At 44.0% G+C, this 18,747-nt stretch carries 18 protein-coding genes; 10 read left to right on the forward strand and 8 right to left on the reverse strand.

Features of this window, described 5'->3' with window-relative positions; all coding sequences use genetic code 11:
- Window positions 1–10 precede the first annotated feature (10 nt).
- Window positions 11–415 (reverse strand): ribosome recycling factor family protein, encoded by a 405-nt coding sequence (locus K5L93_RS16665; protein ID WP_220720833.1) that lies wholly within the window; start codon window positions 413–415, stop codon window positions 11–13.
- Between the two features lie 121 nt (window positions 416–536).
- On the opposite strand from K5L93_RS16665, the gene K5L93_RS16670 reads away from it, so the two are divergent.
- On the forward strand, window positions 537–917 hold the full coding sequence (locus K5L93_RS16670) for a SpoIIAA family protein (RefSeq protein WP_220720834.1): 381 nt from the start codon (window positions 537–539) through the stop codon (window positions 915–917).
- Here K5L93_RS16670 and K5L93_RS16675 read toward each other — a convergent pair.
- The 3 genes from K5L93_RS16675 to K5L93_RS16685 are packed head-to-tail and all read right to left on the reverse strand — an operon-like array spanning window position 914 to window position 2,793.
- The gene (locus K5L93_RS16675) at window positions 914–1,216 is read right to left on the reverse strand and encodes an AzlD domain-containing protein (protein WP_220720835.1); all 303 of its coding nucleotides are present in this window, start codon (window positions 1,214–1,216) and stop codon (window positions 914–916) included. The genes K5L93_RS16670 and K5L93_RS16675 overlap by 4 nt on opposite strands.
- The gene (locus K5L93_RS16680; protein WP_220720836.1) at window positions 1,213–1,935 is read right to left on the reverse strand and encodes an AzlC family ABC transporter permease; all 723 of its coding nucleotides are present in this window, start codon (window positions 1,933–1,935) and stop codon (window positions 1,213–1,215) included. Before K5L93_RS16680 ends, K5L93_RS16675 begins: the two co-directional genes overlap by 4 nt.
- A 33-nt stretch (window positions 1,936–1,968) precedes the next feature.
- A complete protein-coding gene (locus tag K5L93_RS16685; protein WP_220720837.1) occupies window positions 1,969–2,793 on the reverse strand; it encodes an AraC family transcriptional regulator in 825 nt (274 codons plus the stop codon).
- Between the two features lie 493 nt (window positions 2,794–3,286).
- Between K5L93_RS16685 and K5L93_RS16690 the strand changes: the two genes are divergently transcribed.
- A complete protein-coding gene (locus K5L93_RS16690; RefSeq protein ID WP_016402805.1) occupies window positions 3,287–3,670 on the forward strand; it encodes a VOC family protein in 384 nt (127 codons plus the stop codon).
- A gap of 87 nt (window positions 3,671–3,757) precedes the next feature.
- The gene (locus K5L93_RS16695) at window positions 3,758–4,438 is read left to right on the forward strand and encodes a helix-turn-helix transcriptional regulator (RefSeq protein ID WP_220720838.1); all 681 of its coding nucleotides are present in this window, start codon (window positions 3,758–3,760) and stop codon (window positions 4,436–4,438) included.
- 61 nt (window positions 4,439–4,499) lie between these two features.
- On the opposite strand, the gene K5L93_RS16700 is transcribed toward K5L93_RS16695, so the two are convergent.
- Window positions 4,500–5,069, reverse strand: coding sequence for a lipid-binding SYLF domain-containing protein (locus tag K5L93_RS16700; RefSeq protein WP_220720839.1), 570 nt, complete (start codon window positions 5,067–5,069; stop codon window positions 4,500–4,502).
- 166 nt (window positions 5,070–5,235) lie between these two features.
- Here K5L93_RS16700 and K5L93_RS16705 point away from each other — a divergent pair, with 166 nt between their 5' ends.
- The 5 genes from K5L93_RS16705 to K5L93_RS16725 all read left to right on the forward strand — a co-directional run bounded on the left by K5L93_RS16705 (window position 5,236) and on the right by K5L93_RS16725 (window position 10,791).
- Complete coding sequence (locus K5L93_RS16705) at window positions 5,236–6,231, forward strand: AraC family transcriptional regulator (protein WP_220720840.1); 996 nt, start codon at window positions 5,236–5,238, stop codon at window positions 6,229–6,231.
- 211 nt (window positions 6,232–6,442) lie between these two features.
- On the forward strand, window positions 6,443–7,090 hold the full coding sequence (locus K5L93_RS16710) for a tetratricopeptide repeat protein (protein WP_016402810.1): 648 nt from the start codon (window positions 6,443–6,445) through the stop codon (window positions 7,088–7,090).
- A gap of 425 nt (window positions 7,091–7,515) precedes the next feature.
- Window positions 7,516–8,688: a glycerophosphodiester phosphodiesterase family protein gene (locus K5L93_RS16715; protein WP_220720841.1), complete on the forward strand. Its 1,173-nt coding sequence runs from the start codon at window positions 7,516–7,518 to the stop codon at window positions 8,686–8,688.
- Between the two features lie 201 nt (window positions 8,689–8,889).
- Window positions 8,890–9,570 carry a tetratricopeptide repeat protein gene (locus tag K5L93_RS16720; RefSeq protein WP_220720842.1) on the forward strand — a complete coding sequence of 227 codons (681 nt, stop codon included), beginning with the start codon at window positions 8,890–8,892 and terminating at the stop codon, window positions 9,568–9,570.
- A gap of 261 nt (window positions 9,571–9,831) precedes the next feature.
- Entirely contained in the window at window positions 9,832–10,791 is a 960-nt protein-coding gene (locus K5L93_RS16725; protein ID WP_220720843.1) for a GGDEF domain-containing protein, read from the forward strand.
- A 518-nt stretch (window positions 10,792–11,309) separates the two neighbouring features.
- On the opposite strand, the gene fruA is transcribed toward K5L93_RS16725, so the two are convergent.
- Genes fruA through fruB form a run of 3 tightly spaced genes read right to left on the reverse strand, consistent with a single transcriptional unit; the run spans window position 11,310 to window position 15,182 of the window.
- Window positions 11,310–13,043, reverse strand: a complete 1,734-nt coding sequence (fruA, locus tag K5L93_RS16730; RefSeq protein ID WP_220720844.1) for a PTS fructose transporter subunit IIBC — start codon at window positions 13,041–13,043, stop codon at window positions 11,310–11,312.
- A 45-nt stretch (window positions 13,044–13,088) separates the two neighbouring features.
- Window positions 13,089–14,033: a 1-phosphofructokinase gene (gene pfkB, locus K5L93_RS16735; RefSeq protein WP_220720845.1), complete on the reverse strand. Its 945-nt coding sequence runs from the start codon at window positions 14,031–14,033 to the stop codon at window positions 13,089–13,091.
- Between the two features lie 15 nt (window positions 14,034–14,048).
- Entirely contained in the window at window positions 14,049–15,182 is a 1,134-nt protein-coding gene (gene fruB, locus K5L93_RS16740; RefSeq protein WP_220720846.1) for a fused PTS fructose transporter subunit IIA/HPr protein, read from the reverse strand.
- 294 nt (window positions 15,183–15,476) lie between these two features.
- Here fruB and cra point away from each other — a divergent pair, with 294 nt between their 5' ends.
- Complete coding sequence (gene cra / locus K5L93_RS16745; RefSeq protein WP_220720847.1) at window positions 15,477–16,457, forward strand: catabolite repressor/activator; 981 nt, start codon at window positions 15,477–15,479, stop codon at window positions 16,455–16,457.
- Between the two features lie 733 nt (window positions 16,458–17,190).
- Entirely contained in the window at window positions 17,191–18,627 is a 1,437-nt protein-coding gene (locus K5L93_RS16750; protein WP_220720848.1) for a right-handed parallel beta-helix repeat-containing protein, read from the forward strand.
- The last annotated feature ends 120 nt before the right edge of the window (window positions 18,628–18,747 follow it).

Below are 18,747 nucleotides of genomic sequence, written 5' to 3' on the forward strand. Positions count from 1 at the left end.
GGCTTGTGACTTAAATTTCTGCGTCGAATCGTGCTTGGCGTGCTTCTGCCATAGTGCAATCGGTTAGGGCGATTAGCTCTGCTAAGGTGGCATTGGGCTTATCTTTTAAGATCCGGCTTAAGCGTTGCGCTTTAGGCTCTAGTAGGTCTTGATAGTGGGCTAAGCCTTGTTCCAGCTTAGTGGTTAGATACCTGAAGTCCTCAGATTCTAGGTTTTTCAAGTCTTGTAATAAGCCGTTTAAGGCTGACAGTTCTCCCATTAGTTGCCAGTTTCTAGAACGGCGAACCCGCTTTAGTTGGCAACCCGATTCAAGCGCTAATTGTTTAGCATGTTTGGTATTCTCTCCACCAATACGGTGAATCAATGAAGGCAGGGGAGTGATGATTTCTGAGTCTTTCATAGGCGAATTTTGCATTCAAACTAGCTTAAATACAATCGCCAAATGAGGGTAGATTTAATTGTATTTAATTAAGCTTGTGAGTGAGTAAATCTCGACCATACTGGTAGGGCAAGTTTGAATTAATAAGGGACTCAGTATGGCAATTCGCAGACACGGCATTACAGTGGGCATTGAGCGAGTAGAAACCCGCTTATTGGTTTCGTTTAAAGCCTGCGGCACACTTACTCATCAAGATTATCAAACCATTACTCCCATCATTGAATCAGCCTTAGCTGAGGTTGAACATCCACAAATTCGTGCCTTTTTTGATGCTAGTGAGTTAGAAGGCTGGGAGCTAAGAGCTGCGTGGGATGATTTAAGGCTCGGTTTAAAGCATGGCCAAGACTTTGAGAAAGTGGCTATTTTAGGCCACCAACAATGGCTAGAGTGGGCCTCTAAAGTAGGCAATTGGTTTATTGCTGGCGAAGTGCAAGTATTTGAAGATGAGCAAAGCGCCTTGGCTTGGTTAGAAGATTAATGAATCAAAAAGAATACTGCCATGCTCACCACCGTAGTAATTAGCGCGTTATGGGTGAAGTAGGCTAATAGCGCAGCTAGCACGGCGGCGAGCAGATAGGGATTGTCTAAGGATAATGCCAATTGTTGATCGCGAATAAATACAATCGGAGCAAATATGGCCGTTAGCACTGCAGGGGCTGAGTAGCTTAAAAACTGCAACGTTGTCTTGTTCAACCTAAGCGGAATTTTTGGCTCTAAGAACAGGTAACGGCTGGCAAACACAATTGCGGCCATGGCGAAAATAGTCAACCAAATCATTGTTGTTCTCCGCGCCACTTAGCGTAAGCTGTGGCTAAACCCATAGCTAGTAAGGCTGAGATGAGCAGGCCGCCAGGCACTGCATAAAGTTCACACGCTACCGAACTTACTAAAGCGATAAGCACACACAGTAAGCCCGAGCCATGTTTTATGTTTGGCACTACAATGGCAATAAAAGTAGCTGCGATGGCAAAGTCTAGCCCCCAGCTGTCTAGGTTTTCGATATTTGCGCCAGCCACAATGCCCACCGCAGAAGCGATATTCCAACCAAGATAAAAACTTAAACCGCCCCCTAATGCGTACCAGCGATCAAAGCGTTCAGCTTTGTCTTGATTGGCAATGGCAAACAATTCATCGGTAAGCAAATAACCCAGTAACAGACGCCACTTTAGCGGTAAGCCGCTAACTTTGGGGCGCATAGCCATGCTGTACAGAAAGTGGCGCGAAGTAATTAGCATGGTGGTAACCAGCATGCTTAACAGGCCAGCTCCTAGCTTAAACATGCCAGTAGCTACCAATTGGGCTGAACCCGCAAATAAAATGGCCGACATAGCTTGGCTTTGTAAAGGGCTAAGGCCCGCCTCCATTGCATAAGAGCCTGCTAATATTCCCCAAGGCACCACGGCTATGGTGAGCGGCAATACCGCTAAGGTGCCTTTGGCAAATGCGGTGAGTTTATTAGACCAAGTTAGATGGTTTATATAGTCTGTACTGTTCACAATTTTCCTTGAGAGGGTAAAAGGCAGGCTTAGCTAAGCTGCAAGTTCCTTGGCATAACGGCCAGGAGATACACCCAAAGCGCGTTTAAAGTGGCGGCTAAAATGGCTTTGATCATGAAAGCCACAATCTAAGGCGACATCCAATTGCTTGTTACCTTGGCGCAACAGTTGTTTGGCTAAGCGTAATCTCGCTTGAATTTGGTAAGCATGTGGCGGAAGACCGTAGCGCTTTACAAACTGCTTCACTAAATAACAAGGGCTTAAATTGACCAAATTAGCCAGTTCGCTAAGCGAGACATTGGCTTGTGGTTGCTCATCCAAAAACTGCTTCACTAAACTAAGGTGATTGCGCTCATTAAAGGCAGAAGTGGTTGTTGGTCGAGTTTTAGCGTGCCGAGTCATTAACAAACTCAAGCTCGCGTAAACCATACTCTCACGTTGTAAACGATTGTTAGAGTTAGCCAGTAATGCAAGGGTAGCGCGTAAAGAGCCAGCAACCACCGAGTCTTGCACCACTGCTTGGTTAAAATAAGGCGCGCCTTGTTGCTTAATGCCTAGAGCTTGGCTGAGTTGTTCAAATTGTTCAGGAGTGGGGTACATGGCCTGATAGGACCAGCCTCCTTCCGAGGCCGAGCAGCCAGTATGTACTTCATCGGCGTTCACTAAAATAATACTGTCTTGCGGGGCTATATGGTTGCCACCGGTGCGGTAAAACTGTTGCGCGCCACTTTCAATCACACCAATGGTGTAGCCTTCGTGACTATGTCGCGAAAAGTTTTGCCGTTGATAGCGGGCGTTTAGTATTTCTATACCGCCTAACTCGTCGGCAAGCTGATAACGTGCTTGTTCTTTTGTCATTGGCTTGCCTCCTTACTGGCCGGAAGAATACCAATCGTACCAAGTAACTGATCATTCTAACTGGTTAAAATGCTCGATAACTGCGTTAGAATTTTTGATTGTAGAATAACTACTTATCGAAAAATCCTGCCTTATTCTCGAGCATTTTTCCTGCGCTATTTCTGATCACTTACTTAGTGTGATTGGTATAAGCTGTCATCATAGCGCAGATTTAGCAGAAGGTTTTGTACAAAATTGTTCGCTTTGGGCTTAATGTGCTGAGTATATATCTACAACGTGCGAAGTTATCAACTAAGCACCGCTATCTCGCCGGAAACATCAAGCTAGATTAAGTACTGGCTTGCAGAGTTATCGTCATTTCCTTATCCGCAGTTCAGGTTAAATTAATTTCAACTACTGAAACCCTACTGACAGGTAGGTGTCAGTAGCAGGGGATTATAGTTATCTCACTGGCTGGCCATGGGGGCTAGCCGGTAACAGCAAGGAGATAGTTATGTTAGCAGTTGCACCTTTAGTATGGGCAGAGATCGCCGTTGCCAATATGGACCGCGCGTTAGCTTTTTACGCCGAGCACTTTGATCTAACCTTTCGCCGCGAGAATATGGGCGATATGGATATGGCCATTTTAGAAACCGAAGATCCAGAGGCTGCTAGTTTTGGTTTATGTCAGCATGAAATGATGAAGCCAAGCATGGATGGCAGCACCGTTTATCTGCATTTAAGCGAAAAACTTAGCCCATTGGTGGATAAAATTACTCAATCAGGCGTGCAAATCCTAATGCCTGTTACTGCCATTCAAGATGGCGAGCATGGTTACTTCGCCTTATTTGTGGATAGTGAAGGTAATAAAATAGGTCTGTGGTCTAAGTTCCAGTAATATCGACGTGGTTATGCAAGCAAATTTAGCTAGCTCAGCCTTTAAAGCTGGGCTAGTGTTTGCTCTGCACTTTGGCAGGGATGATTTATGAGACGAGCAGACAGGCTTTTTCAGATAGTACAAATTCTGCGGATGCGGCGACTCACCACTGCCCAAGATTTAGCCGAGCGTTTAGAAGTGTCAACTCGCACCATCTACCGTGACGTACAAGATCTTTGTTTAAGTGGCATTCCCATTGAAGGAGAAGCTGGCGTAGGCTATTTGTTGCGCCAAGAAGTTAGCGTGCCACCGCTAATGTTTAATGAAGCGGAGCTAGAGGCCATTCAAATTGGCATGCGTATGGTGCAAACCTGGGCAGGCAAAGAACTGTCTTCGGCTGCCAAGCAAGCCATGATTAAAGTAGAAGCGGTATTGCCACAACGACTACAAGCCTATCAATCTTTAATGTTTGCCCCCGATTTTTATATCGACAGCGACCAATTCAAATATTTAGATCCCTTGCGTATTGCTTCGCAACAGCGTGAATACCTAGAGATTTGCTACCAAGATGCCAAAGCAGACTGCACCAAACGAGAAATTCGCCCACTGGCCATTTATTTTTGGCGAGGCACCTGGACCTTGTTAGCGTGGTGCGAATTACGTGACGATTTTCGCAGCTTTCGGGTCGACCGAATAACCGAATTGCACCACAAAGAACGGGTGTTTAGCCACAGCCCCGGAAAAGAGCTTGATGACTTTGTAGAGAAAATGGAGCAAGAAGGGCACTAGGCAAAAAGCTTGGCCAGTGGAGCCAAGCTTTTTATAATTTGTGTTAGCGAAGTGCTTAAATCTAGCTTTGGTTTAAATCTTTATCTTTCCAAAACTTAGTGCCTTTTACGGTCGCTTCTAACGATAAGCCAGCTTCGGTCATTTGATAGATAGTTACATCTCCAATAGCACCTTCACTTTCTGCAGAGCCACCTTTATCGCCAGCTTTAGCAGATGCGTCAGCCTGCGCGCCAAACAACCAGCCAGAATCTACAAACTTGTCGTAAGCTTCTCGGGTGTTAAAAATCATCAATGCGCGGAAGTCTTTTACGCCAGCGCCAAAACCAACCCCTGCTTCACCCATATTCATATAAGTGCGTTTGCCGCTTTGGTTGTCGATGGCAACACCATGGCCGCCGCCAGCAGAGATAACAAATAAGTTGATACCGGCATTGCTAAATACTGCGTAACCTACTGCGCCGTTGATTTTGCCGGCAATGTCGCTATTTTCTTTCTTAAAGTCTACCAAGGTTTCTTGAACCATTTGGTCTGATTCGGCACGTTCTTCTGCTGCGCTTTTACTAAATGCAGGCATGCTGATAGTCATGTTTAAAAGTGCGATGGCGAAAATAGCTTTAAGTGATTTTGTCATTATTGATCCTAAATATGTGCTGGGTATAGCCAGCAAAAATTAACAATCTGAAATACAACTCGGCCTTTCAACTTGCTGCTATTTTAATCAAACCATGGGGGTAAATTGACATTTTGCGAACAACTGCAAAAATAGTGACTATGGTTCTTATGGAAGTGGCGGCGAGATGCAGGAATATCAATTTCAGTTACCAGCCTTAAAGTGGGTTGTAGACATCATGGAGCAGCAAGGTATAGACAGGCATCGACTGTTAGCCGCTGCAGATATCTCGCCGAGTTTATTGCGTCAAACCAGCGGCTTAATTAGTCAGCTTAAAGTGGCAAAGTTAATGACAGCTGCAGACCGCGCTAGTCAACAGCCTTTGGCCAGCGCACGTTGTGGCTTGTCGATGCCTTTGCGTAAGCAAGGAGTATTAGCCATTGCGGTTCAAAGCATGCCTAATCTAGAAGCGATGATCCAAATGTTGAAGGCATTCTTGAATGCTCAGTCGAGCGGAACTGACTTAGATTTGGTGAAGGAAGGGGACTTAGTTCGAGCCGAATTTAGTTTACGTTTTGCTGATCAACTGAACTGTGACTCTATGCATAGGGCGATGCTGTGTAACTTATTTAAAACTTTCCAAACACTATTTGGAGAGTCATGGCGAGCGACCGAAGTGTGGTTAATGCATAGTTTTAGTCACACTAAAGCGCTATCCCAGCTTCTTAATTGCCCGGTAAAAGACAATAAAGCTATTAATGCTATTGTGTTTGAACAGCGTTGGGCCCACGTTACTGGCGCGCAAGTTTACCCTGCAGAAGCACTGCGTAAACAAAGTAGCGAAACCTTACAGCGGCTTGAAGACTTGGATGATCTTATTTATCAGATTTTGCCGCCATTAATCTACGATGGAAATACCAGTATTGAGCATGTAGCGGAGTTATTTGGAGTGCATGTTCGGGTGTTGCAAAAGCGCTTAAAAGCCAAAGGTACTAGCTACTCAAGCTTGTTAGAAGACGCCAGAAAAACCATGGCAGTGGACTTTTTAGTTGATAGTCAGCTATCAATTGCAGATATCTCGCTGCAATTGGGCTTTAAAGAACCGGCCATTTTTATCCGCAGCTTCAAAAAGTGGTTCAAGCAAACGCCACTGCAATGGCGTAAATCGGCGAAAGGCTATTAATAAATCTGTTTTCTTTATTATTGTTTTTCATAATTACTGTTTTGGTGATTCAATTTGGTGATTATTGCTTCATTGTGGTGTGATTAAGAATTTAGATTCTGTCATTACTTTGAAATATATGGTTTTTATATTTGGCACGCAAAATGCGACACAGATCACAAGGGAGTGAATTTAACTCCTAAGTTGTCGTAACCAGCCAAGGATGAAAATCATGAAAAAATTACTTATTTGGTGTGTGGCCGGGTTAAGTCTAGCTTTGAGTAATAGCTTTGTGGCTTCTGCAAAGCCAAACGCTACTAATGAAGATCAGCGTTTAAGTGCTTGGTGCACCCAGCTTAAAAAACAGCAGAGTTGTTATAACTTACACCAGCAGTTAGCGGAGCAAGGCAGGCCAGAGTCGGCTTATTGGATAGGTAAAGCTAGTGCAAGAGGCATGTTTGAAGCAGCCGATTTAACTAAGGCGCTTGGTTATTACCAAGTAGCCAGCCAAGAAATGCACCCAGCAGCCAGCCGTGAGCTAGGTTTGCTCTACTACCACGGAATAAGTGGTGAGCGAGATTTCGCAAAAGCGCAACGCTTATTTGAACAAGCTATCGAGCAGGGTAACCCACAAGCTATTTGGGCACTGGCCCGCATGTACCATTACGGTCGTGGAGTTGAGCAAAATTATAACAAAGCCTTTGAACTGTTTAGTTTGGCCGCTGATAAAGGCTCTAAACCTGCTGCTAGTACGTTGGCTTACTACTATAAAGTAGGCTTGGCCACCGAGCCTAACCCGCGCTTAGCCAGTTATTGGCGCAACAAAGCTAATGATAAAAAGTTAGTGACCTGGAATCGCAGCATTCCTGATTATCGCTAGTTACTAGGGTTTGTTTATCTTTGGTGTTGAAATTTTGTTCGAGATAAGCGGGCTTTAATCGCGGCGAGCACTTAGAAGCCTAGTGGGCTAAGCTAGAAGTGCTTAACAAAGAGTAAAGTTCGCTTATCCGAACCCTTCGGGCAGCATTTCTTAGCCATTTATTCAGCGTTAGCGAGTGATTATTAAGCCCACTTAACTGCACACTCACTGTCTTGCATAAATGGCTGCAAAAACCATCAGTAAAGATCAACAGACCCTAGAATCAACAAAGCCAGCGTAGTTATTGCTGGCTTTGCTACTTTTACAAGCCGTTCATCTTCGTGACATAAATCTAACATCAATTTTTCATCACTTTGTCACCCGATGAATCTTTACTGGTTAGCTCTTAAATCGATGTTATTCACCAACAATAAGGACGTTAACCAATGAAATTCTCTCAGCTAGGGCTATTTCTCTGCCCACTTGTACTTTTAAGCGCCTGTAGCGACGATGACAATCCTATTCAAGCAGCCAACACTGGGGCTATATCAAAAGTGCAATTGGGGCCTCGTCCAGCATTCTTAGTTGATCAGCTCGCCGACGGAGAGCTAAAAACAAGCTTGCAAGCGTGTGTAGATAACATGACAACTTACAGCGTAAGTGACTTCTCTATTGGTCACCGTGGCGCGCCACTGATGTTCCCAGAGCATACCAAAGAAAGCTATATGGCTGCCGCGCGTATGGGAGCAGGTGTGCTTGAGTGTGATGTAGCCTTCACTAAAGATGGCGAATTAGTTTGTCGCCACTCACATGCCGATTTACACACCACTACCAACGTACTGGCAGTGCCAGAGTTAGCTGCTAAATGTTCAGTTCCCTTCACTCCGGCAGACACTGCTAATGGCGTAGAGGCCACTGCCGAGTGTCGTACTTCGGACTTTACCTTGGCTGAATATAAAAGCCTTACCGGAAAAATGGACGCAGCAAATAAACAAGCAACCACAGTTGAAGAATACATGGATGCAACGCCAAGTTTCCGTACCGATCTTTACGCTGAAGTTGGCACATTAATGTCGCATAAAGAAAGCATTGCGCTGTTTAAGGAGCTAGGCGTAAAAATGACGCCAGAGCTTAAAACACCCGCTGCGCAAGACCTAGCAGCAGCAGGGATTACCCAGCAAGAATTTGCCCAAAAAATGATTGATGAATACATTGAAGCAGGCATTGAGCCTAGCGAGGTTTACGCTCAATCTTTCTCAATTGACGACGTTGAATACTGGGTTGCCAACACCCCAGAGTTTGGGGAGCAAGCCGTTTACCTTATTTACTTGCTTGATGGTGTGCCCAGCCCAACAGAAATTGCCGCTAAAAACATCAATATTGTTGCGCCCATTTATACTGCGCTTGTTGAAGAGCAAGATGGAGCAGTAGTTGCTACCGACTATGCCAAGCAGCTAAAAGACGCGGGTTTAGATTTAATTACTTGGACCATCGAGCGCAAGTACACCTCAATGCATGAATTTGAAGTACTTAATGTACTAAAAAAAGATCTTGAGTTAGTTGGCGTATTTTCTGATTGGCCAGCTACTGTGACCTTCTTCGATAACTGCATAAAATAGTCACTATATTCATCGAACTGTTGCTGTTAATGCGTATTAGCAGCAACTTTGTGATCGCAATAGCATTTTTTTCTGTATTTCCCCTGCAATTGATTAATCGCAACAAAATAATTATTCACTATTTTCTTCGAGCGATTGTGTGGTAGCGTTGCTGCCGCTGCCTTCTTTGGTCATTAGGCAGTGGTCAACAAAGGAATAATAATGAAAAAATCAGTTTATTGTTTAGCAAGTTGTATTGCCGCCGCGTTTATCGTTGGCTGTAGCAGCAACAATCAAACTAGTACTAGTGAAACACCAGCCGCAGTTGTATGTAGCGGCGTGTGTGGCGAGCAAGAGTTTACTCGTGCTCAGCAACTACACCACGGTGATGGCGTAGAGCAAAACTACGATGCAGCCTTGGCAGAATATTTAAAAGCTGCCAAAGCAGGCAATGTAGCTGCCATGACGCAAGCTGCGGTGTTATACCAAGAGGGCTTAACTAGCCAAGGCAGTAAGCCTGAGCTGGCGGTTGAGTGGCTAATGGTTGCCGCCAAGCTGCAAGATGCAGAAGCGCAGTTTCTGTTAGCAGAAAACTTTTGGAATGGCATAGGCGCGGAGCAAGATTTTGGCAAAGCCGAATTTTGGTATAACCAAGCTGCATTAAACAAACACAAAGAAGCTGCTTACCTATTAGGTTTGTATTACTTCGAAGGCGAAAATATGGATGAAGATCCAGAGCAAGCCTATGTGTGGATGTCGATTGCTGCGCTGTTAGGCCATGGTAATGCACCTGGCGATCGCGACTTCTTAATCGGCGAAGAGCTAGACATGACGCAGAAAAAAGCGGCTTGGAAAGAAGTCGATCGATTAATTAAAGAAATGGGCATCGAGGTGCCTTGGTAGGCGTAATGCGCTACTAAATCTTAGATGAACTCACTGTCATCACAATAATAACGAGTTGGTATTGATTGAAGGTTAACTGGCTTAATATAGGTCGATACCAACGCTTTTGTGATTGAATAAAAATAAATTTGTTACTTCTCAACTTGCCATTTACAGCGTTGCCATAGATACTAAATTTGAACAATTGCTAACAGCAACAAAGTTTCTAGGGCTTTGATTTATCAGCTTATAGTTTACTTTTTGCTCTTCTAGAAGTTACCTATGCAAGCACCAAGTACACCTATTGGCGAAGTGAGTCGCCTTAAAGCATTAAAAGATCTCGATATTTTGGATACCATGCCAGAAGAGCGCTTTGATCGGATTACACGAATGGCCAAACGGCTATTTGATGTGCCAATTGCTTTAGTGAGTTTGGTTGATGAAAATCGTCAATGGTTTAAATCATGTTTTGGTGTTGATGCCAGTGAAACGCCTCGTGACATCTCTTTTTGTGGTCACGCTATTTTGGGTGACGATACCTTTCAAATTGAAGATGCTTTGGCAGATCCGCGCTTTGCAGATAACCCACTGGTAACTGGCTACCCGCACATTCGCTTTTATGCCGGCCACCCACTTACTACTCCAGATGGAGAGAAGATAGGCACCTTATGCATTATCGATACTAAGCCAAAAAGCCTAACTAAAGATGACCTAATTGCACTGGATGATTTAGCGGTAATGGTGGAGCAAGAACTGGCTGCACTGCAAATGGCGATTACCGATGAATTAACCAGTATTTCTAATCGTCGTGGCTTTATGAAGCTGGCACATTACTCGTTCGCCATGTGCCGCAGGCAAGTTATCCCACTTACTATTGCCTATATGGATTTAGACCAGTTTAAACCCATTAATGATCAATATGGTCATGCTGAAGGTGACAATGCCTTGCGTTTATTTGCCGAGCAAATGCGTGTTTCATTTCGAGAGTCTGATCTGTTTGGCCGCATGGGCGGAGACGAGTTTGTAGTGATGTTTACCGATACCAACGAAGCGGATGCAACCGAAATACTACAACGATTCGCCAGCGATCTTAGTGCAGCTGCCAAGCAGTATAAGCTCGCTTACCCTCTATGTTTTAGTTACGGTTTGTTGGAAGTAGACTTTACTCAATATCCTTCTATCGACAGCGCGTTAGAGCAAGCTGATCAGTTAATGTATCGTCATAAAAGTTGCCAGCGCTAGCTTATGCTTTAGCCCATTTTCGTTGGCGACGATTAAACTGCCTTTAATCGCAATACCACTTAATACCGCGGTATAAAAGTAATCTAGTACCTGCTTAAACCTTACAATATGTAACTTAACCTGAGCTCGGGATAATAAACCGGCTTCTAGCGGCTATTTTTACTTATTTCGGTGTTGAAGCTGCTTGCAATAGGCTAGCTATTGACGCGCAGCTTCGCCTTGAACTAAGCAAAACTATCTCGCCAGAAACATGACACTAGATTAAGTACTTGGTTGCAAAGTTATCGTCACTTCCTTATCCCGAGTTCAGGTTAACTGAACAAAATTTAGAGCAAACTCTTCGGTACTTATATTTAGCTAATTACCGAAAAGTTGTTGATGTGTGCAGATATCGGGCGCGTTATCGAAAGTACTATTTTACTCCGATAGGGGAAACTGCTTCAAACGTACTATGTCTTGAGTTAGTAGTTTATAGCCAGGTGAATTTTTACTCACCTGGCTTGATGGCTTGATGGCTATTAAGCGGTAGCTTCAATACTCTCTTGACGACGTTTTATAAAAGCATAACTAAAGCCAGTTAATACTGTACCTGCAGTAATAGCAACCAGATACATTAGCACTGGTGAAATAGCCCCAGGAATTAGCAGCACGAACAGCCCACCGTGTGGTGCCATTAGTTTTGCTCCTATCAGCATTGATAGCGCACCTGTTAATGCACCGCCAATCATGCAAGAAGGTATCACTCGCATTGGATCTTTTGCTGCAAAAGGAATTGCGCCTTCAGAGATAAAACACATACCTAGCACAAATGATGCCTTACCCGCTTCTCGCTCACCGGCTTCAAATTTGTCTTTAGCAAGGAAAGTTGCCAAGCCCATACCAAGGGCGGGTACCATCCCAGCGGCCATAATTGCTGCCATGGGTGCGTAGGTTTGCGAAGCTAATAAGCCTACCCCAAATGTGTATGCGGCTTTGTTCACAGGCCCCCCAAGGTCGAAACACATCATGGCTCCGAGAATTACGCCTAGTAGTACTGCGTTTGCACTGCCCATGTTGTTAAGGAAGTCTGTCATTGCCGCCATGACAGCAGCTACTGGCCCTCCAACGATGTAGACCATTACTAGGCCCGTAAACAAACTCGCCAAGAAGGGGATGATTAAAATAGGCTTAAGTGCTTCCATCGATTGAGGCAAAGAAACCTTATCAGCAATCAATTTTGCTGAATAGCCGGCAATGAAACCCGCAGCAATACCGCCAAGGAATCCAGCACCTGTTGAACTTGCCAACATACCACCAATTAAACCCGGAGCTAACCCAGGGCGGTCAGCAATTGAAAAAGCAATAAAGCCCGCTAACACCGGGATCATCAACGCGAATGCACTTCCGCCACCAATGGTCATTAGCGCAGCCGCAAGTGTGCCTTCTTCTTTAAATGCTTCGATACCAAATATAAAGGAAAGCGCAATAATTAAACCTCCCGCAACCACAACAGGGAGCATGTGAGACACTCCTGTCATTAAGTGTTTATACGCTCCCTTTTTCTCCTCGGCTGCGCCTGCTTGCTTGTTACCACCAACATGCGAGTAGGTAGTGGCAGATGTAAATGCTTTATCTAGCTCTTGTTCTGTTTTCTTAAGTGCTAAACCAGTGCTGGTTTTGTAAAGTTGCTTACCATTGAAACGGTCTAGAGGAACCTCGATATCTGCTGCAATAATTACCAAATCTGCGTCTGCGATGTCTTGTTCTGTAAGTTGGTTTTTTGCGCCTACCGAGCCACGAGTTTCCACTTTAATGCTGTGACCTAAACGTTTGCCGTGTTCCTCTAGTGCCTCTGCTGCCATAAAGGTATGTGCTACGCCTGTTGGACACGCCGTAATCGCAACAATTTTTTTAGTAGTACTTGATTTATCAGCAGCAAGCGGGGATACGGAATGACCTTGCTCAAGCGTTTTGGCTTCTTCAATTGCTTGACTCAAAAATGCTTTAGGGTCACTGGTGCATTGAGATATCTGGGCTTGATACACCATTTTGCCAACGAAACGCTGCGTATCAACTGGGGTATTTGTCACAATAACGATCACTTCTGACTCTGCTATTTGCGCATCTGTAAGTGTTTGTGTTTCAACTACACTCGAGTGACACTCAATGTTAGCGGTATGTCCAAGTGCTTTAGCCGCTTGCTCCAGCAATCCGGCTGCGATGATGCTATTTGCTACCCCACTAGGGCAGGCTGTAATCATTGAAATTTTCATAGGTTCGACCTTTATGTCCATGTATGCCACCTAAAGTATTCGACTTTAGCGACTCAGCTCTTGTAATTGGATTTTTTGTTGTAGGGATTTAACTTCTTCGATATTTGGTACGCCAACACCAACTTGGCCAACTGCCAGTGCTGATAGCGCGGTAGCAAAAGAGAGTAACTCTTCCTTGGCTAATGATTGCATGTGGCCCCAACATAGGCCTGCAACCAGAGTATCGCCAGCACCCACAGTGCTCACAACATTCATTCTTGGAGGTTTAGCTTGTAACCATTGGTTGTTTTCAAGCCATAAAACGCCTTCTGCGCCCATTGAAACAACAATGTTTGCTATGCCTTTGCTTGTTAGTGATTCTGCAGCTTCTAAGCATTGCTCTTGATTATCTAAATGGCGACCAACAAATTGAGCGAGTTCTTCATCATTTGGTTTAATTAGCCAAGGCTTAGAGTCCAGCCCTTTAGCCAAGGCGTCCCGACTACTGTCGAACAACACGCGTTTACCATTTTGTTGGAGCCAGCTTACCCACTTAGCACATTGTTCAGCGCTAATACCTTGGGGCAGGCTTCCGGCGAAAACGAAGTAGTCATGTGACTGCATCAATTCACCGAGTACTGTTTCGAATTGTTGAATGGCGTCACTGCCAACGTATACTCCGGGAAAGTTAATGTCGCTAACATTGCCGCTTTGTTCAACTAGCTTTACGTTGATACGGGTTGAACCTGCTACGCGAATAAACTTATCTTGAGCACCCATGGTGTTGAAGAGTTGGCCGAATAGTTCTTGGTTGTCACTGCCTAAAAAACCTGTGACAGTGACCTCTGCACCTAAGTCACTCAACACTTTAGCAACGTTAACACCTTTACCTGCCGCGTGTAATGAGCCGCTATTTACTAAACTTACAGCACCGGTGTGAAGCTTGTCTAAACTACCAGTTAAATCGAGTGCTGGGTTTAAGGTGATGGTAACTACTTTGGTTGTTTGCATTGTTCTAGTTACTCCTTAATGCTCACCAAGGCCAGACGCAATGGCTTTGCCAATAGCTGCTAGAGCTTCCGTTGCGTCGGCGCCTTCAGCAGTAAATTGAAGTTCGTGGCCATGTTTTACGCCAAGCCCAATAACTTTCATTAAGCTTTTCGCGTTGACCACCTTACCGTCGCTACTTAGGTTGGCCACTTTAATTACTGCTTCAAACTTTTTCGCCTCAGCAACTAACATGGCGCCTGGTCGAGCATGTAGGCCATGAGCATTTCTAATTTTAAATACCGCTACGTTACTGTCGCTCGAAGCAGTATCTGCTATTTCCTCGCCAGTAAAAAAGCTAAGCACTTGCGCCTCGGTTAAAGTAAAAAGCTTTTCTTGTTCTTGTTTAAATACCAACTCAGTAATTTTATCTAAGATGGCTTGGTGAGCATTATTACAAGCAGCAATAGCAATAAGGGCGTGCACTGGGTTGCCTTCTTGCTCGAATGGGGATGCAGCAGACACTAGCGCCATAGTAGTGCGAGTAACGGCTTTGTCGCTGCTTATTAACCATAGCCCTTTACCTAAGTGAGTAGCAGACTTGCTTACCAACTCAGCAACAAACTCGGTATCTACATTGCCGGTGTTTTTCAACAACCCTGCTGCTACTGCGGCCATTTGAACCATGTCATTGGTTGGAAAGTTCAGTTGGATGAGTGAGGTATTAATGTCGGTGTCTAGTTGCATTTCACCGCTTAAAATTGCAATGATTTCTTCCGCTGATTTAGCGTGTTTAAGCTTTTGCTCTGCACCATCGGCTGAAAGCACTTTGGTTAGCTGTTTTAGTATGCCAAGGTGCTCGTCAGATTTAGCAGCGATACCAATAACCACATAAGCAATATTGCCGTCTCCCCAGTTAACGCCATCGGGGAAGTGAAGCACACTTACACCGGTTTTATTTACTCGGTCACGAGTGTCTGTTGTGCCATGGGGAATAGCGATACCGTTACCTAAAAACGTAGAACTTTGCTCTTCACGACAAAGCATTCCGTCCAGATATCCCTCTTGGACCAACCCCTTGTCGCTTAGGTCTGCGGCGATCACTTTAATGGCAGAGTGTTTGTCGTTTGATGATTGATTAAGTTTGATATTGTCGTTGTTTAGTTGAAGCATGATTGCTTACCCACATTGGTTCTCGTTATCGAATCGAACAGTGTTTGCTTTAGGCTTAACTGAATCGATTCAGCAAAATTACAAAAAAATTCAGCAAAGCATTTCACCTATTGGTTTTGCTGTAGTGTTGTCTTAGCTATAGCTCAGTCACTTATCTAATATAGGTCAGTATTCAAATATGTGACCTTGCTGAATCCTTTCAGCTTTGATACTGAACCGATTCAGCATATAATTCAACTTATCGAATAGGCCGGAATTAATTTATATGATCCATCGCACAAAAAGGATCGTCTCATGACGTTAGACCAAATAGCCAAGTTAGCCGGCGTATCAAAGACCACAGCTAGTTATGTAATAAACGGTAAGGCTAAGAAATATCGCATTTCTGAAAAGACTCAAAAGAAGGTAATGGCGGTTGTTGAACAACATAACTATCGCCCAGATCATGCAGCATCTTCATTACGCGCAGGCCATAGTCGTTCATTTGGGTTGATTATCCCTGATTTGGAAAACACCAGTTATGCGCGTATAGCAAAACTGCTTGAACAAAACTCAAGAAAAGCCGGCTTTCAAATACTGATTGGGTGTTCAGATGATGATCCTGAAACTGAAATGTTGGTAGCTGATGCTTTGTTATCTCGACGTATTGATGCACTGTTTGTAGCGAGCGCTATTCCTCATGCCAGTGAGTACTATTTGCAAGTTCAGCAAAGCGGTACCCCAGTTATAGCTATAGATCGATCGTTGGATGATGAGTATTTTTGTTGTGTTGTGAGCGAAGATTATAGTGCAGCCTTAGAGCTAACCAACTCGGTTATTGATTCAAACTGCAACACTGTAGGTTTGATTGGAGCGCTGCCCGAATTGAATATATCTAAAGAACGCCAACTCGGTTTTGATGCAGCTATAAAAAGCTCGGGCTTACTATCCAAGATTAGCTACGGAGAACACTTTAATAGTAGCGAAGGTAAGCGGCTGTTCTTGGAATGGATAGATGCTAATACCGTTCCAGATGCTGTCGTGACAACGTCGTATACACTGTTGGAAGGCTTATTGGACGTACTGATTGATAAGCCAGAGCTGATGAGCAAGATTAAACTGGCGACATTTGGTGATAATCGCTTACTTGATTTCTTGCCGATTAAAGTTAATTCCTTGCCCCAACAATTTGAGCAAATTTGTGACAGTGCCTTAGAGCTAGCCTTAAATGCTACTGCAAAGCGTTACAATCCAGGAGTCGAAATGATCCCTCGAAAGGTTAACTTCAGGAGATAGCAAGCTCGATTTGGCAAACAAGGCAGTAAATAGCATCATAGTAGTCGCTACTTATATCACCTTGCTATCTGTGGTGGCTTATCAATACACTCATTTGCCGTATATGTTTAGATTGGTATTGTTGGAAAGGGACTCGTTAAAAGTTTCAATTAAAAGATGAGCTTTTCCGCAAAGGCGAACGCTTGGGAGAGAGTAACGCTATAGCTATGAAGTTCAGAGGCGGGTGAGTTAGTAAACCAATTTGCTTGGCTAACTTCTTGTACTTTAGCTTTGGGCTACTCGAAGTAGATTTTAAGCGTTATGGCTCTATCGACAGTGCGTTAGAGCAAGCTGATCAGTTAATGTATCGTCATAAAAGTTGCCAGCGCTAGAAATATCCTCACGGTTAACCAATTTCTTGTTTAATTGTTAAATATTCGGCTTTTGTTAAATCGATATGTTTGAATATTTTGTCGACCGCTAAGGTTACTCCTCTGGTATTACCTCTTAAAAATGTAAAGTGTTATTGTTTTAAAGCTGGCTTAATGCAGTTTTAATTGCCAAAGAAAGGCTTTTCTTGGCATTGTTTTTAGATTTTTATAGTGATCCTTGTCTCAGGTTTTTTAATGCAATAGACAAATAAAAATTTATGCAGACAGGTTAACAAAAGATAAAATTGGTAATCCAATTGTGTTTTATTTGTTGATGTGTGGTGTTAGCTTTGCCTTGAATTTAACTCAAGGAGATGCAGTTCATGTTAAAGCGCCACCAAGCTTCAAGGAAGGTTTCATCATCATTAGTGGCTTTGTTAAAGCCTTCGGCCATTGCGGTTCTAGCAACCGTTGCTTTGGCTAGCGGTGCAAATGCCGCTAACTATACGGCCAGCAATGCCAGCCAGCTAAGTGCTCGTTTGCAAGATGCAGCCAACAACGGCAACGGCGTAGATGTTATTACCATTCAAGGCAGCATATTTACCGACCAGCAAATTGATATTCAAACTCCGGTAACTATTCAAGGTGCAGCTGGGTTTCGCGTAAGCCGTATCATTCGTACTTCTGACGACGGTTTTCAACCTTTGTTTAATATTCAAAGCTCGAATGTGACTATTCGTAATTTGCTGCTTATTGACGAGAAGGGCCAAAATACTAATACCCAAGTGGCCAGTGAAGCAGGTAACGACCACTCTAATGCGCGCTTAATTAACATTCCTTACGAAGACGCTTACCAGCAAATTGCTAACATCACCATCGAAAACAATACCTTTGAAAACACCGCTGTTGGTGTGGCGTCTTCGGGTTTAATTCCACGTAATTTGTCGATTACCAACAATGACTTTATTAAAGTGAATCGCAGTGTAGAACTGCTACGAGATGTTGGCCGGGTATACAACGTGTGGAATGTAAGTGCCAACAACGTAGTGCTTAACGGCGGAACACTAAACATTTCAAATAACCGGATTCGTGGTAATCGAGTGCGTTTAGGGATCTCTGTAGATGCGGGTAACGACGGGGTTTACGTACCGCCAAGCTTTACCAATATTCCGTTTTATGATGCAGCAGCCCGCGCTCAGTTTAGTGATAAACCGGTGGTGTTTGCCAATGGTTCGCAAATTAACTCAAACACTGTAGAGGGGGCCAACGAGTTTGGCATTGCTTTAGCTACTGTGGCTAATGTTACTGTGGCGGGTAACACAGTGAGTACAACGGAAGATGATATTAACTCGTCTGACGATATCGAGAACAACTTCACAGCAGGCATCAATGTTGAACATAATAGCCGCGATATTGTGGTAGATAGCAATACTATTACCGTGGGGGCTTCAGGCAACTTTGCTACGGGTATTAACGTATTGGCCTTTCAAGATCACCACGCGCCGCTAAATCATGCTCAAGCTAGCAGCAACATTACTTTGGTTAGAAACATCTTTAAAGGAACGGGTGAGAACACCATTTTAGCCTTTGGCTTCTCTAACTTAGTGGTTGAAGACAACAATGCCTCGCAGTTTACCACGCGTAACCCTTACCAAGTAACGGCGTCTTTTTACAATGTGCCTTGTGGTTTAAGTACCAGCACTGCACGTGGTACTAACAACAATATTCGTTACAACCAAAGCTCGTTTAACGGTACCGGCAATGCGCCGCAGTACTACGACAAAAACGGTAACGTTGTATCAGGTTATACTTGCCAATAGGCTTAGTTGACCCGTCGTAAGATAGGTTTATTCCATCTTAAGGTAAGTTGAAAGTTTTTAGGCCAGCTCCAGTAGCTGGCCTTTTCTATTATGCACCAGATAGGTTGTTTGAATACATAT

This window comes from Agarivorans litoreus, assembly GCF_019649015.1.
In the GTDB taxonomy this organism is placed as follows: domain Bacteria; phylum Pseudomonadota; class Gammaproteobacteria; order Enterobacterales; family Celerinatantimonadaceae; genus Agarivorans; species Agarivorans litoreus.